Genomic DNA, 15325 nt, shown 5'->3' on the forward strand with positions numbered 1-15325 from the left:
TACTGCCCAGCCTGCAAGCTTAATTTTCTCATAAAAAAGAGAGACCACATGCAATTATTACCCATCAGACAGGCGCTGCTCAGCGTTACAAATAAATCCGGCTTGGAAGATTTCGCGACTTTTTTGCACCAAGGAGGAGTGCAGCTTGTTTCCACGGGCGGGACGAGGAAGGTGTTGCTGGAGGCGGGCCTGCCTGTTCGGGCGGTAAGCGAGCTCACGGGGTTTCCGGAAATCCTTGATGGCCGGGTCAAAACTCTGCATCCGCATATTCATGGGCCTTTGCTGGCGGACAAGGGTAATCCCGCACACATGAAGACCCTTACGGAAAGTAATTTGTTGCCCCTGGACCTGATCTGCGTCAATCTGTACGACTTCGCAAGCGCCCTTGAGCAAAATCTGGATATCCGTGCTTGTGTCGAACAGATCGACATCGGCGGGCCGACCATGCTCCGGGCTGCCGCGAAGAATTTCCACAGCGTCCTGGTGGTTCCTGATCCTGAATTCTATCCACGCGTAATGGATGAACTGGCTTCTCAGCATTATCATGTCAGCCTCGCCCTGCGCCAGGAGACCGCGGCGAGGACCTTCCGCTTGACTTCGAGTTATGATGCCATGATCGCGCAACATCTTGCCAAGGTTGGTGAAGCCTCTCCGTATTGATTCAAGGAAGATCCGGATATCGTATTGCTTTTTCCTGATTGGGAATTATTTTGTCGCATAGGGTACTGAACAGAAAATTCTAGAGGGCAGGATGTTCTCAAGCCAGCTGAAGAACTGAGCCATAAATTACCCTGCTTCGTTAGAGACGTTATACCAATTAACTTCACCCGACCGAGGTCCCGACATAGCCAGCCAGATCCAAGGCAACACAACAGGCCTGAAGCCCAGCCAGCTCAAAGCGCTGAATCGTTTGTACCAGCGGCGTTATCCTTCCGCTGAGGGATACACCCCTGAGCAGGCTCGGGAACTGTGCATGCTCAGCGTCGACATGGGACGGCAGATCGGTCTGCTTATTGATCGACAGGGCAAACCGCAGATCGTCGTCGTCGGCGATGCCCACGGAATCGTCATACCTGAACTCCCGCCCGGCCGTCATGGGCCGGGACGCTTGCGCGGACTGCGCCTGTTTCACACCCACCTCAATCAGGATCCTCTGAATGAAGAAGACCTGATGGACCTGATCTTCCTGCGCCTGGATTCCATTTCAGCCTTGTGCCTTGATTCCTGGGGGCAGCCCAGCCTTTTCTCCTGGGCACATCTCCTTCCTGGCGGTGCGGAACAAAGCCCGTACCGGGTTTTTCCGCCAACAACGTGGGATCAGGTCCATGTCAATTTCCTGGAACAAACCGAAGCCATCGAGGAAGAGCTTGGCCGGACCATAGCCGCCCAAGGGCCGACGCCCACCGACGACAGGGCCCTGTTGGTCAGTGTGGACACGCTTCCGCGCGCCGAACAGGAGATCAACCTTGATGAACTTTCAGATTTGGCAAAAACTTCGGGAATCACCGTTGCCGGCAAAATGATTCAGCGGGTTCAGCGTCAAAATCCCAAGCACATTCTGGGCAAGGGAAAGCTTTCCGAACTTGAGGTCCTGGCTTTGCGGACGAATGCCGGGATTCTGCTCTTTGATCAGGATTTGAGCCCAACCCAGATTCGCAATCTGACCCAGCTCAGTGAACGCAAGGTACTGGATCGGACCCAGTTGATCCTGGACATTTTTGCCCAGCACGCGAAGACAAGAGCCGGAAAATTGCAGGTAGAGATGGCCCAGTTGCGCTATACCATGCCCCGCCTGGTGCGTCAGGACAGGGCCATGAGCCGTTTGGCAGGCGGTATCGGGGGTCGTGGTCCGGGGGAGACGAAGCTGGAATTGGATCGTCGGAAAATTCGCCAGCGCATAGCGAGAATAAAACAGGATCTGGAAGAATTGCGCCGACAGCGTGCAGCCACCAGGGTCCGTCGCCAAAAGGTGGGGCTGCCCATCGTGGCCATGGTCGGATACACCAACACGGGCAAATCCAGCTTGCTGAACGTTCTCACGGCCAGTGAGGTACTCGCGGAAAACAAGCTGTTTGCCACGCTGGATCCCACCAGTCGCCGGGTAAGGTTTCCGCAGCAACGGGAAGTGATCATCACGGACACCGTGGGTTTCATCCGTCGTCTGCCTCCGGAACTCAAGGAAGCCTTTCGGGCGACTTTGGAAGAATTGGACGAGGCCGATTTGTTTTTACATGTTGCGGATGCCGCCCACCCTGAACTGGAACGTCAGGTCCAGGATGTCCGGAACATACTGGAAGAAATGAACCTTCAGGAAGTCCCAACCTTGTTGCTGCTGAACAAGCTCGATCTCCTGTCTGTCGAGGACCGGGTACGGCTTGGGCAGATCTTTCCGGAAGGGATCGGAATATCCGTTCAAACCGGAGAGGGGCTGGAAAATCTTGTCCAGCGTATCATGGCCGCCCTTCCTGCCTCCCTTGCCTGATCAATGATCCGTATGCGTTTCTGAGACTCCATCGCCCTGGTACAACACTACCTGGTTCCTGCCATTTTTCTTTGCCTGATACAATGCCCGGTCCGCGGCCTCCATCAACGTGCCACTGCTGGGGCTTTGTCCGCAGTCGGCGTGCAATTCAGCCACGCCGGCGCTGATGGTTATTTTCACTCCCGAGTAAACCACTTCACCACTGCCGTTGCGGATCAGGAAGTTGTAATCTTTAATCCGGTTACGGACCTTTTCGGCAAAACTCACGGCCTCCAAACCTGAAGCCCCAGGCATGACCACCGCAAACTCCTCACCGCCGAAGCGCGCGGGAAAAATGGTGCAGCCGACTCCCTTTTCCTGGTCGTCAACACATGCCTTGAGCAGGCCCGCGACGGTTATAAGAGCCTGATCTCCAACCAGATGCCCGTATTTGTCATTGAACTGCTTGAAGTTGTCGATATCCAGAAAAACCATGGCCAAGGGCGTCTGACAGGATACCGACTTTTTAAGCGCGCGGTGCATAAAGGAGTCCAGGGCTCTTCGATTATACAGTTTCGTCAGCTCATCGGTCATGCTCATGGTCACAATGGATTCCAGATCACTCTGCAACATGCCTTCAATCTTATGGAATCCGTTCTGAATCTCGTTGACCATCTTCTCCATCGGTTGATCACTTTGAATGGTTTCCAGGGTCAGGACTTCAAGATCCTGGACATCATTTTTTCTGCGCTGCAACAAGGTCTGAAACTGTTTCATCAACCGGGCTGTATCCTGGAGGGTCTCCGTCAGCTTGTGCCGCCATCGATCATTGATGATTGCTTCGTTGTCCCGCAACAACTTTTGAAACGCCGCATCCGAAAAGTCCTTCCTGCGCAGGACCTGCATGACCAGGTCCTGTGTCCGCTCACGTTGTTCGGTGGTCAGAAACTCGTAATCCCGGATGCTGCGCATGTATAAAATCAATCCCCGCCACTTGGACTCCCGGGGAACACCCAACTTGTCCATGGTCGCGCAAAGATCTTCAAAGCACCGTTTCATCGCGCACACCCCGTTGGTTATGTACGTTTGATCATGATTCACTGTGTCACAGGGGCTGGTTCCTTTCGTGCATGCTCCTTGCAGGCCCATTCAACGAATCATGGCCGCATGGAGTCAACACAAGGTATCCAGCTGCGCCCTCACCCGAGTTACCCATAAATGACAATCTGTGCAAGATTATAATCATCAGCGCACCCAGAAAGCAGAACCGAAGACATCGCGAACCGCGAATTTGCAATGACGCCCACAGGCGATTCGTTGCACGACAAAAAAAAGGCCGGACAATGTCCGGCCTTTGGAGCGCAACAATCTGAGTGGATTAGTACATTCCGCCCATTCCGCCCATTCCACCCATACCACCGCCGGGCATGGGCATATCTTTCTTCGGCTCGGGCTTTTCAGCCACGGCGCACTCGGTGGTCAGCAGCAGGCCGGCCACGGAAGCGGCATTCTGGAGGGCAATACGAGTAACCTTCTTCGGATCAATGACGCCGGCGGAAATCAGATCTTCATAGACGCCGGTGGCGGCGTTGAAGCCATATCCGTCCTTGCCGTCCTTGACCTTTTCCACAACGATGGAGCCTTCGAAACCGGCATTGGCCGAGATCATCCGCAGGGGCTCTTCAATGGCCCGGCGAACCAGCGTCACGCCGGCAGCTTCGTCGTCGTCAACGGTCTTGATGCCTTCCAGGCTCTTCACGGAACGCACAAAGGCCACTCCACCGCCGGGCACGATGCCTTCTTCCACGGCAGCGCGGGTTGCATTGAGCGCATCCTCAACGCGGGCCTTCTTTTCCTTCATCTCGGTTTCCGTTGCGGCGCCGACGTTGATCACCGCCACTCCGCCGACGATCTTGGCCAGACGCTCCTGCAGCTTCTCGCGATCGTAATCGGAAGTGGTTTCGTCAATCTCGCTGCGGATCTGCTTCACACGGGCCTTGATCTGCTCGGGATCGCCGGCGCCGTCGATGATGGTCGTATTTTCCTTGTTGATAACGATCCGCTTGGCCTTGCCCAGATCGTTCAGGGAGATGTTTTCCAGCTTGATGCCCAGGTCTTCGGAAACCATCTGACCGCCGGTCAGAATAGCGATGTCCTGCAGCATGGCCTTGCGACGCTCGCCAAAGCCAGGGGCCTTGACGGCGGAAACCTGCAACGTGCCGCGCAGCTTGTTCACGACCAGGGTAGCCAAGGCTTCGCCTTCCACATCTTCAGAGATGATCAGCAGCGGCTTGGACATTTTGGCGACCTGTTCCAGAACGGGCAGCATGTCTTTCATGCTGGAGATCTTCTTCTCGCAGATCAGGATCAGGGGCTCGTCCAATTCGCAGAGCATCTTTTCCGGGTCGGTCACAAAATAGGGGGAGAGGTATCCGCGATCAAACTGCATGCCCTCGACTACGTCCAGGGTTGTTTCCAGGCCTTTGGCCTCCTCAACGGTGATCACGCCTTCCTTGCCGACCTTGTTCATGGCTTCGGCAATGATGTTGCCGATGGTCGGGTCGTTGTTCGCGGAAATGGTGCCGACCTGGGCGATTTCCTTTTGGTCACGGGTGGGCTTGGTCTGGTTGACCAGGTCAGCGGTGACGGCCTCAACGGCCTTGTCGATGCCGCGCTTGATGGCCATGGGATTGCGGCCGGCGGTGACAAGCTTTACACCGTCGGTGAAAATGGCCTGAGCCAGAATGGTAGCCGTAGTGGTTCCGTCCCCGGCGACATCACTGGTCTTGCTGGCCACTTCCTTGACCATCTGTGCGCCCATGTTCTCGAACTTGTCCGCAAGTTCGATTTCCTTGGCCACGGTAACGCCGTCCTTGGTGATGATCGGCGAGCCGAAGGATTTCTCGATGACCACGTTGCGACCCTTGGGGCCGAGAGTCACCTTGACTGCGTTTGCCAGGGTGTCAACACCCTTCTTCAGTTTTTCACGTGCCTTGGTGTCAAACAATATCTCTTTAGAAGCCATAATCTTTCTCCTTGCGATGGTTGATCGTTAACGTGACTGACAGGTTAGTCAGCGGGTACTACTCTTCGATAATCGCGAGAATGTCGTCCTCTCGCATGACCAGGAACTCTTCGCCGTCCACCTTCATTTCAGTTCCGGCATACTTGTTGAAAAGCACCTTGTCGCCCGCTTCCACCGCCACCTTGGTGCGCGTCCCGTCGTCGCCGACTTTTCCCGGGCCCACGGCGATGACTTCACCCTTCATGGGCTTTTCCTTGGCGGAATCAGGGATGATAATGCCGCCCTTGGTAACTTCCTCACCCTCAAGCCGCTTTACCAGCACACGATCATTCAATGGTTTCAATTTCATCTTTTCCTCCAAAAGTTTTTTTGTAGTTTTTTTGCTAGCACTCACAAACGGCGAGTGCTAGCAGGGGTGCTTATCAACGGGATGCTCAAAAATTGCAAACCTTGAATTTTCTCAAAAATAGACAATTTTTTCTGTTTGAGTGTGTTAAATAAGAAATGGTCATGAAAACAATTTTTTTTATTCAAATTGTAAATTTTACTGCGATTATAAAATCAGGACTAGTGAACACCGTACTTTCTCATGGGAGTAAGCCGGTGAATTTCACGTGCCGCGCAACTCGCGAAGCATCAAATTTATGACTTTGCGTCGAGAAATCTCGATTGCAAAACAGCTTAACTCCTACATGAGTATCCTCATCGTCAGGCAAACTCTGATCTGTTTCTGCAAAAGGATTCGAGGGCGAACGGCCGCATGTCACTTTTTCTGTAACTGCTCAATAACTCCGGGCCACTGACCCACACAAAAACACCTGGACCCCGGCCTGCGCCGGGGTGACGACCGAGAGAACTCGCTATCGAGGCACTCCATTCCGTCATACCGGGGCAGGCCGGTATCCAGGCAGCACGGATCCGCGGTGGTTGGTGCCCTGCCTTATTTAGCAGTTACCTTTTTCACAGCTAACTGCCAGAAATGCTACGCTATTTCACCCTGCTTTCGCTTGATTGACTGCCGGACCAAGCCAGCCATCGTTCACCAAGTTGACGACACAGCAGCACAGTCTTTTGTCAGGATCCCACAATTGGTTGATTTTTATGATCCATTCGAATCGGCTCGTCAGGTCTCTGATCAGAAACCTCTGTTCCATGGAATCCCACTGACGCTCCTGACTTTTGCTCAAGACCATGGCTAGTCTAGCATGAGGGCGGCCTTCTTTTTGGTAGCATCCATAACGATGCCGAGAAGTAGCCATCTGTACTATGAAACATTCCGAACCCCCTAACTCACTCTGATATCTACCGTAATCATTTTGAAATTGCAGTTCCGTTCTTTGATCTTTAGCCAAGCAGCGTCTGGCAGAGAACCTTCTGTGTCATTGAATTTGAAAGACTTGGAAGATTGGTAGTCCGATTCGCGCTATTCCAGATTGGTCTTGACACAATTTCCCATGGAAGATAGCAAATAATATAACAGGAAGCTGCTCTAACGGGTGAACCTCACACAACTAGCCAAAATCTGGACCCTAATTTGTCTTCCTCCGCACTATCTTCAAATTATAACCCTTCATGCTGGTTTCTGCCGTTGAAATGGAATCCACTTTGCCCGCTTCGGCTTGTTCGGCTGAGGCGGGCCTTTGGTTAAATATCAAAGTTAAATCAACGCATATCAACCATTGAGTCTGAGCACGACATGAAAAACAGATTTATGACAATCCTCACCTTCCTGATAGGTATTGTCTTTAGGCCTTGATCAATCTTTCAGCCGCGGAACAATAGCAAAGGACAAACGGAAGAGAGTCGGCTGAAAATCTGATGATCTTGTGGTTTGAAGCAATAAGGAGCCCCTCTAAAAACGAAGATTTGAGCATAAACATGAAAAAGGGTCTACTCAAAGGTACTTCGATATCTGGTGACAAGAATGTTGGTCTGAGCCTATTTGCGAGAAAGTCTCGATTAACTGTTTAACGGGGAGGGCACGCATGGATACTTCAAAAATTGGTGTGTTATCAAAAAAAATGATGATGAATTCCCTGATTTTCGCAATTCTCACAGGTATACTGCTTCTTGGATTTACCGCGACGGCAAAAGGGCAGCATTTTTCTGGATGTCCGCAAAATATTGGGTTCTGGGATCTGGGACTCAGTCAAGTTGATCCTGTTCAAAACACGACAGGGTTTGTCCTAAGGTTTCATGAAGGCGACGATTTGTTCGTAGGACGTTTTTTCTTTTCCACTGTGCTCAGAAATGCCGCTTCTTCAAATGATGGTATTTTTAGATGCATTACTGAGGATGTGAGTATTCCATTCCAAATTGAAAGCAGGTTCTACAGTACTCGTGACAACAGACTTGTTCACAGCGAAACATGGTCAGGGGTGATTGAGTACAGTGTTGGTTCCAGAAACCACGTCTATAACCAGGGTACTAAGGATATTCGCGCTAATCTTCTCGATCAAGGCGAATACCTTCAGGTTGTTTTGATTGATGGCACAGAAATAGGCAGGAGGAATTTTACCTACGCTGATGGTGACGGACTGGATGTAATTATTAGCCTGCAAGATGGTCAGGAATTCAGACAGGGCGATGATTTGGAAATTGTTGCACAGGTATTTAAGGGAAAAGCCGAAGTTTCAGGGGCAGCGGTATATTTAAGGATCTTCAGTCCGAACGGAAAGGAGTATGGCCAGCAAACTTTGGTCACTGATGCTCTCGGCCATGCTGAATGGAGAGCCTTCTTCACTGCTTGTGCGAGTGTTGGCGATTGGCGCATCGTGGCACAGGCAACGGCTGAAGGAGAACGGGCTGAAGTCTCACGTAGCGTTACCCTATCCAAGTACAATGTTTCCCCTGCTCAAGTCCAAGAAAACATCACCAGGATCATTCAGGAATGGATGACCAACAATCCAGGGCAGCCTAACGGTGTCGACAGTGATCCACGGATCAAGAGCCTTTGGTGGCCCAAGGGGCCAAAGGTCAACTTGATGTCGTGGCGAGAAGGATATGCTAATTTCAATCAGTTCACCTGCTCATCGCAAGCGATGCTCACTCTGAGATTCCTCAATTCTTTTCGATTCAGTGTCCAAAAAGAACGTCGTTTGATGATGGCTGGCGTGGATTATGGTCCAATCAGCGATGGAACAAGCTTGATCCATGTGGCTGTAGCTATCTATCCTCACGGAACCGACTGGGTTTCTGGATTTGTCCTGGAACCATGGTATAATCAAAAAAAGGAGGCATGGAGAGCCACTGCGTGGGCTTTCACCTTTTTTGCTGATCCTCTTCTGGACTGGAGAATCGGCAACCCTTGGCCAGGAGAGTATCCGACAACAGGCAGTGATGGGGGATACTACCCTACCGGTCATTCTGAATTGCCAGATATTCTCAAAGGCTCCGGAAAAACCAGATTATTGACGTACTCTCCAGCATTACCAGTCATTATTGACTCTAGTGGTCGACGCGTGGGCCGCCTTCCAAACGGGAGTGTTGTCAACGAGATTCCTGGTGCAGAGTCCTCGCATGTGAACAACGATGACGGTACGTTCGTAAACTTTGTATCCGTGCCTACAGGACAGTACGAAGTCCGAATCATTGGAACTGGAAGTGGAACGTTTCATCTAGTGGCTGGCACCGACACTGACTTGGTCAATTACGGAGAACAGCCGATCCGACTAAATGAAGAGGCACGCTTCACCTTGGTATCCGACGATCTCTACCAGCCGCTTAGACTGCCTGACGGCCGCCTGATCACTCCGCGGTCAGGACTGCCGGACAGTCAAGAAATTTCCGATGACAGGCAATGGATCATTGCCTTTTATGTGGCCTACTGGAACCGAGCCGCCGATCCTGCCGGCTTGACCTATTGGATGGACCGCGTATCCGAAGGTGTGTTGGACATTCCGGCAGTAGCCGAGAACTTCGCCTTGTCCGCTGAGGCTAAGGCCATGTACTCATATTTCGCCTCTCCGTTTAACGCCTCAGACATGGAACGGCTGGATTTTGTTCTGTCCGTATACGAAAATCTCCTGAACCGGCAAGTGCCTTCCAGCGATACGGGCGCTCAGTACTGGGTTAATGAGTTACGCTTGGGACGGACAAGCCCCGGCGCAGTCATCGGCAACATGATCTACGCGGCCATCCAGGCGGACAGCACGGACTGGCACACAATTCGGAATAAGGTGCAGGTGGCCGAGTATTTTGCCCAGCGTTTTGGGGCTAGCGGGCGGACGTGGCAGAACAGCGATCTTGATCTGGCCAGGCAGGCTCTAGAAAAGGTAACAAGTGATTCGGCGACGGTGGACATGGCCAAGGCCAGAGTGGATCAGATGCTGTAATTGACGAATTTTACACGATAAGAAAATTAAGGCCTCCCATGTGGAGGCCTTTTTTGTTTTGAGGGATGGAAATGGCCGGTTATGATCGCAGCCCAGCCTTTTTTCGATGATGGAGGTGGGGGAAGTGCATGTCTGAAAACTACCCACGTTTCTTGTAATATTCTGATTCACTTTTTAGAATCATCAGGCTGACGCCCTTTCCAGTCGAAATATCTTTGACTTCATCTGGCAATTTCGAGAAGATTTAATAAAAAAAATCGTAAATTCAACTGCGGTCCGCTTGTTTCATTTTTAAACTCTCGACTCCTTGGTCGGCTTTGGAATACGCACCGATCCTCCCCTATTCGATCTTGCTGAGGAGTTACTAATGATCCTGATTAACCAGGAAGTTTTCTACGCATCTGATGTAACTGCACTAAAAGGTCAGGCGCAGCCTGCGTGTCACCTGGACACTTGATTCCCGCTTTCTCAGGAACGATTTGATTGAGAAAACGCTTTTCAAGACGTCATGCTCGCGAAGGCGGGCATCCAAACCATGCCTGCAGCTATTTATTGAGCATTACGATCAAATTCTTCAACGTGCTCACAAAAACAAAGGATTGTTTTATGGATCGACCACATATCGTTGCGGGGAGATTCTACCCCGGCACAAGATCGGCATGGGAATCGGAAGTCCGCGGTTATCTTGACTCCGGGAGTATCCAGAGAGAGCAGGCGCTTCTGGCCATGGTTCCGCATGCCGGTTACTCCTATTCCGGGGCAATAGCCGGGAAGACATTGTCGTCCGTATCCTTACCAGAAACAGTTTTGCTTTTGGGGCCGAATCATACGGGCATGGGAGCTTCCTTTGCCGTATGGCCTTCTGGGCGCTGGCTCCTTCCCGGCGCGCATCTGGATGTGGACACCCAGCTCGCCCAATCCATTCTCGACAGCATCCCTGCGACAACAGCCGACTACCAAGCGCATTACCAGGAGCATTCCCTGGAAGTGATCTTGCCTTTTCTCTTTGTCTTGAAACCCGATATCCGGATTGTCCCCCTGGCCGTTTCCGCTCCCAAGCTGGACAATCTGCTGGCGATTGGTCAGGACTTGGCTGACGTGCTCAGTCAATGGCCTGCTCCGGTCATGATTGTGGTCAGCTCGGACATGAGCCACTTCATTTCCGCGGAACAGGCTAAACTCAAGGATAATCTTGCCTTGAACGCAATTCTGGAACTGGATCCTGCAAAATTTTATTCAACCGTTCGATCTGGGAATATCAGTATGTGCGGCGTGTTGCCGATGACCATTGGTATGGCCATGGTCAACAGCATGGGCGGATCCAAGGCCAAAATTATCGCCTATGGAACATCGGGAGATGTGAGTGGGGAATTTTCTCAGGTCGTGGGATATGCGGGTGTCGTGATCACCTGATTGGCAACCCCGACACCACTCGACTTGTGCGGGAAAGAAGGAAGCTTGTTACGATACTGCCAAGAACGCCCCGTGGCATTGCGGCCTAGCTAGCATACTCCTTCGAGCTGTTTTACGGCATCATATAATGATTGCAACTACTCAGCACACGTTGTGCGATCTGCCTCCAACAATCGGAATCGGGATCGGAATCGTTTTTCAAACGTTGAGGAGCCTGCACATGGCTTTGCTTTCGATCCCGATCCCGATCCCGATACCGATACCGACTCCGATATCAACGTGGCAACAGCAGCATTCTGAACAGTTGCCGAAAAGGTACTTCAGGCGACTGGTTCTGATTTGACGTGCCGGCTCCATCAAAAACTCGAAGCCGCAAAATCAAAAGCCCGCCGCTGAGCACCGGCATCGGGAGGAGAATGTACGTTTAAGGAAAGAAATGGTCGTTGCCTGTTCGGCAACATGATTCAATTCCAGATCTGGGATGTAGCTGGAGCCTGCACCGGAGATGGAAAAAAAGCTTCCTCTGCCATGGCCTGCTCACCGGACTCGTCCAGTTCCAGGTACTCGTTCCGATTATCCACCAGATAGCGGACAAATGCGTTGTTCAATGCGTGTCCCGAGCAATAAACCTCGAAGTCGCCATTCATGGGCATTCCGAGAACAAAGAGATCGCCGATGAAATCCAAGATCTTATGACGCACAAATTCATCCGGAAAACGTAATCCGTCGGAATTGATGACGCCGTATTCGTCCAGAACAACGGCATTATCCAGTGATCCGCCAAGCGCCAAGCCGTTACGGCGCAGGTATTCCACTTCCCGCATGAACCCGAAAGTTCGTGCCTTGGCGATATCCCGGGTAAAATTCTCAGGATTGCAATCCACGAAAAATTTTTGTGTTCCAACCAGGGGATGACTGAAATTGATGGTGTAGTCGACGGTCAACCGGTCAGAGGGACTTGCCTTGATCCATTTGCCATCCTGCTGAAAATGAATCGGCTTTTTTAAAGTTAGAATGCGACGGGGTTTGCTTTGGCGGCGAAAGCCCGCTGCCCGCAACAAAAAAATAAAGGATGCCGAACTGCCGTCCATGATCGGCACTTCGTCCCCTTCCACCTCGACGTGCAAATTGTCGATTTCCAGGCCCCGTACAGCTGCCAGAAGATGTTCGACCGTGGCCAGTCGATGCCCGTCAAATCCAAGCGTGGTGGCCATGGTCGTCTCGACCACGGCATCCGCGGTAGGACTGTGAAAGCGCACACCATCCACGCCGTGCAAGGCGAACACTATCCCCGTATCTTCAGCTGCGGGACGAAGTACCAGCCGGACTTTGCGACCTTTATGCAAACCGATACCCGAACACTGAATGGAACGCTTGATTGTTTTTTGGCAGGTCATACGGACTCCTTATAAAACCCGCCATGCAATGATAATGCCCACGCGGAAAAGATTTCAAGCCATTGAAATGATAAGAACATTTAAAGCCATAGCAACCTGAGGAATGTTGCTTTTACAACTAATTTGTGTTTTTTTGAACAACAATGGGTCGCTGGGTGTCGTGAACAAAACAACATTAAACGTAACTATTCAGCACATACTCTGATCACTCAAAAGCTGGATTCCGGCTTTCGCCGGAATGACGTATCATACCACGTCCTTTCAAAGTTAAGTCATACCGGCGAAGGCCGGTATCCAGTCCGATTTTTCTCGGATGAATTGAGTAGCTTACCATTAAAACGATCTCTGAAGGACATCCGGGCCTTGCTCAGGTCTGCAGGTATTTGCCCACTCCCATGTTCGAGTGTCCCAGAGTCAATCATCTTATGCATGGTAACTATTCAGCACATACTCTGTGGTCACTCGCCAGAGCTGGATTCCGGCTTTCGCCGGAATGACGCATCATACCGCTTCCTTTCCAAGTTAACTCATACCGGCGAAGGCCGGTATCCAGTCTATTTTTCTCGGATGAGCTGAGTAGTTACGATGCATGCAGCAAACCGCTGAACCCCGCTGTTGCTCGCCAATTCCTTACCCAAAAAACAGCAAGGCCGCGAAATCAAGTCAAGCTGGACATCAACTCACCGGAGGCGAAGAAACTAGCCCCACCAAGCAGTTACAAATCTGTTCAATCCGGAAAGATCCTGATGAATCCGGATCTGTTTCCAGTTTGCGGAAACCTGTTGCATCTGCTCCTGAACAGACTTGGCCTGCGTCGAACCAGTTTCCAACAGAATACATCCACCTTTCTTCAAAACCCCCATGGCATCATCCAGGAGCGGGGCAAACAGTTCGTCCCCTTTCGGCCCCCCGATCAGTGCCCGGCGGGGCTCAAAGTCGATGACTTCAGGACTCAGCGTCCGGGCTTCATCTTCTCCGATGTAGGGCAGATTGGCGATGATAAAATCCAGGGAAGATGGGCCAAGATGTCGCAGCAAGTCGCCTTTGACGGTCATGATTCGCTGGGATACGCCATGCCGCACGGCATTTAATCTGGCTATGCCCAAAGCCCTGAAACTCATGTCCGTGGCAATGGCCAGGCCATGTGCAAATTTCGTGAGCAGGGTTACGGCAAGAGCGCCGCTTCCGGTACCGACATCCGCAAAATAAATATTGCGATCTTTGGGGAAGTTTTTCAAGACCAGGTCGACACCCAATTCCGTATCAGGACGGGGAATGAGAACGTCTTTCGTGACGAGGAAATCCAGCCCGTAAAATTCACGGTTTCCGAGAATGTAGGCCATTGGTTCACCCGTTCCGCGTCTCTTGAGCAACGGTCGAATTTTGGCCAATTCGTCTTCACTGAGTGGCTTGTCCGGGTCCAGAAACAGATCGAGTCGATTCACTCCGAGAGCATGAGCTACCACCAGCTCCGCGCTTAATCGAGGCGAATCGACCCGTTTATGGCTTAAAAAATCCGTGCTTTTTGTCAAAATGTCACGCAGGGTCAGCTGCGTCGGGGACATGCTCAAGGTCCAACTTCTTCGGTTTCCGCCTTCAAGGCTTCGGTTTGATAGTGCTGGACAAGCGCGTTTACCAGTTCGTCCATTTCTCCTTCAACAACAGCTTCCAGTCGATAAAGCGTCAGATTGATGCGATGGTCGGTGATCCGGCCTTGGGGGTAGTTGTAAGTCCGGATTCGTTCGGAGCGGTCCCCGCTGCCGACCTGGTTCTTCCGGTTCTGGTCGTAGGATTGCTTCTGCTCCTCCTGCTTGGCCTTGAGCAGCCGGGACCGGAGTACGGTCATTGCCTTGGCCCGGTTCTTGTGCTGGGACTTCTCATCCTGGCAGATCACCACAAGCCCTGTGGGAATGTGGGTCACTCGAACGGCGGAATCCGTGGTGTTGACGCTTTGCCCGCCAGGTCCGGATGAGCGATAGACATCCGTACGAACGTCATTGGGGTCGATATGAACATCAACTTCTTCGGCCTCCGGAAGGATGGCAACGGTCACGGCGGAAGTGTGGATCCTGCCTTGGGATTCCGTTGCCGGCACGCGTTGAACGCGGTGCACTCCGGATTCATGTTTCAGCCGACTGTAAGCCTTGTCGCCGGAGATGGACGCAATCACTTCCTTGAACCCGCCCGTACCGCTTTCACTGGCTTGAATAAGCTCGGTCCGCAGACCAGTGCGCTCGGCATAGCGCATGTACATCCGAAAGAGGTCCGCAGCGAACAGGGCAGCCTCATCACCACCGGTTCCGGCCCGGATTTCAAGGATGACGTTCTTTTCGTCAAGGGGATCTTTCGGAAGCAGAAGGATCTGCAGCTGCCGCTGCAGATCTTCAATTTTTGCATCAAGGAGTTCCGACTCAGCTCGAGCCATTTCTCGAATCTCAGGATCTGAGTCGCCAAGGAGCTCCTTGTTCGATTCCAAATCGGCCATGGTGCGGGAGTAGTCACGGTAGACGGAGACAATTTCACCCAATTCGGAATGGCGCTTCGTCAGCTGACGATAACGGGACTGATCATTGAAAACCTCCGCGGAACTGAGCTCCCGCTCCAGTTCCTGGTATTTGTCCTGAAGGCTTTCAAGTTTAGCGAACATAGTGAATCATCCCTAAGACACAGGCATCATCGTGAAGTAGACAGGGTT

The 15325-nt window shown here is 51.9% G+C and carries 10 protein-coding genes; 4 read left to right on the forward strand and 6 right to left on the reverse strand.

Translation table 11 applies throughout. The annotated features are described in order from the left end of the window. The first annotated feature begins 48 nt into the window (after positions 1–48). Together ACYQ15_RS13025 and hflX are read left to right on the forward strand one after the other, a co-directional pair. Entirely contained in the window at positions 49–660 is a 612-nt protein-coding gene (locus ACYQ15_RS13025) for an IMP cyclohydrolase (RefSeq protein WP_459937942.1), read from the forward strand. A 313-nt stretch (positions 661–973) separates the two neighbouring features. Beyond that, a complete protein-coding gene (hflX, locus tag ACYQ15_RS13030; protein ID WP_459937943.1) occupies positions 974–2482 on the forward strand; it encodes a GTPase HflX in 1509 nt (502 codons plus the stop codon). Here hflX and ACYQ15_RS13035 read toward each other — a convergent pair whose 3' ends face one another. From ACYQ15_RS13035 to groES, 3 genes are all read right to left on the reverse strand, one after another. After that, a complete protein-coding gene (locus tag ACYQ15_RS13035; RefSeq protein ID WP_459937944.1) occupies positions 2483–3520 on the reverse strand; it encodes a GGDEF domain-containing protein in 1038 nt (345 codons plus the stop codon). A gap of 319 nt (positions 3521–3839) precedes the next feature. After that, positions 3840–5486 carry a chaperonin GroEL gene (gene groL, locus ACYQ15_RS13040; RefSeq protein ID WP_459937945.1) on the reverse strand — a complete coding sequence of 549 codons (1647 nt, stop codon included), beginning with the start codon at positions 5484–5486 and terminating at the stop codon, positions 3840–3842. Positions 5487–5544: 58 nt separating this feature from the next. Continuing rightward, positions 5545–5835 carry a co-chaperone GroES gene (gene groES, locus ACYQ15_RS13045; protein ID WP_092117065.1) on the reverse strand — a complete coding sequence of 97 codons (291 nt, stop codon included), beginning with the start codon at positions 5833–5835 and terminating at the stop codon, positions 5545–5547. Positions 5836–7471: 1636 nt separating this feature from the next. Here groES and ACYQ15_RS13050 point away from each other — a divergent pair. Together ACYQ15_RS13050 and amrB are read left to right on the forward strand one after the other, a co-directional pair. Then, complete coding sequence (locus tag ACYQ15_RS13050) at positions 7472–9820, forward strand: DUF4214 domain-containing protein (protein WP_459937946.1); 2349 nt, start codon at positions 7472–7474, stop codon at positions 9818–9820. Between the two features lie 606 nt (positions 9821–10426). Continuing rightward, positions 10427–11233, forward strand: a complete 807-nt coding sequence (gene amrB / locus ACYQ15_RS13055) for an AmmeMemoRadiSam system protein B (RefSeq protein ID WP_459937947.1) — start codon at positions 10427–10429, stop codon at positions 11231–11233. A gap of 464 nt (positions 11234–11697) precedes the next feature. On the opposite strand, the gene lpxC is transcribed toward amrB, so the two are convergent. From lpxC to prfA, 3 genes are all read right to left on the reverse strand, one after another. After that, on the reverse strand, positions 11698–12630 hold the full coding sequence (gene lpxC / locus ACYQ15_RS13060; RefSeq protein ID WP_459937948.1) for a UDP-3-O-acyl-N-acetylglucosamine deacetylase: 933 nt from the start codon (positions 12628–12630) through the stop codon (positions 11698–11700). Positions 12631–13328: 698 nt separating this feature from the next. After that, a complete protein-coding gene (prmC, locus tag ACYQ15_RS13065) occupies positions 13329–14195 on the reverse strand; it encodes a peptide chain release factor N(5)-glutamine methyltransferase (RefSeq protein WP_459937949.1) in 867 nt (288 codons plus the stop codon). A gap of 2 nt (positions 14196–14197) precedes the next feature. Then, a complete protein-coding gene (prfA, locus tag ACYQ15_RS13070) occupies positions 14198–15277 on the reverse strand; it encodes a peptide chain release factor 1 (RefSeq protein ID WP_459937950.1) in 1080 nt (359 codons plus the stop codon). Positions 15278–15325 lie beyond the last annotated feature (48 nt).

The organism is Desulfonatronum parangueonense (assembly GCF_054656975.1).

Bases quoted from the DNA above. Each gene is read 5' to 3' on its own strand.
- ACYQ15_RS13025 (WP_459937942.1), top strand. From the start codon at position 49: ATGCAATTATTACCCATCAGACAGGCGCTGCTCAGCGTTACAAATAAA.
- hflX (WP_459937943.1), top strand. From the start codon at position 974: ATGCTCAGCGTCGACATGGGACGGCAGATCGGTCTGCTTATTGATCGA.
- ACYQ15_RS13035 (WP_459937944.1), bottom strand. From the start codon at position 3,520: ATGAAACGGTGCTTTGAAGATCTTTGCGCGACCATGGACAAGTTGGGT.
- groL (WP_459937945.1), bottom strand. From the start codon at position 5,486: ATGGCTTCTAAAGAGATATTGTTTGACACCAAGGCACGTGAAAAACTG.
- groES (WP_092117065.1), bottom strand. From the start codon at position 5,835: ATGAAATTGAAACCATTGAATGATCGTGTGCTGGTAAAGCGGCTTGAG.
- ACYQ15_RS13050 (WP_459937946.1), top strand. From the start codon at position 7,472: ATGGATACTTCAAAAATTGGTGTGTTATCAAAAAAAATGATGATGAAT.
- amrB (WP_459937947.1), top strand. From the start codon at position 10,427: ATGGATCGACCACATATCGTTGCGGGGAGATTCTACCCCGGCACAAGA.
- lpxC (WP_459937948.1), bottom strand. From the start codon at position 12,630: ATGACCTGCCAAAAAACAATCAAGCGTTCCATTCAGTGTTCGGGTATC.
- prmC (WP_459937949.1), bottom strand. From the start codon at position 14,195: ATGTCCCCGACGCAGCTGACCCTGCGTGACATTTTGACAAAAAGCACG.
- prfA (WP_459937950.1), bottom strand. From the start codon at position 15,277: ATGTTCGCTAAACTTGAAAGCCTTCAGGACAAATACCAGGAACTGGAG.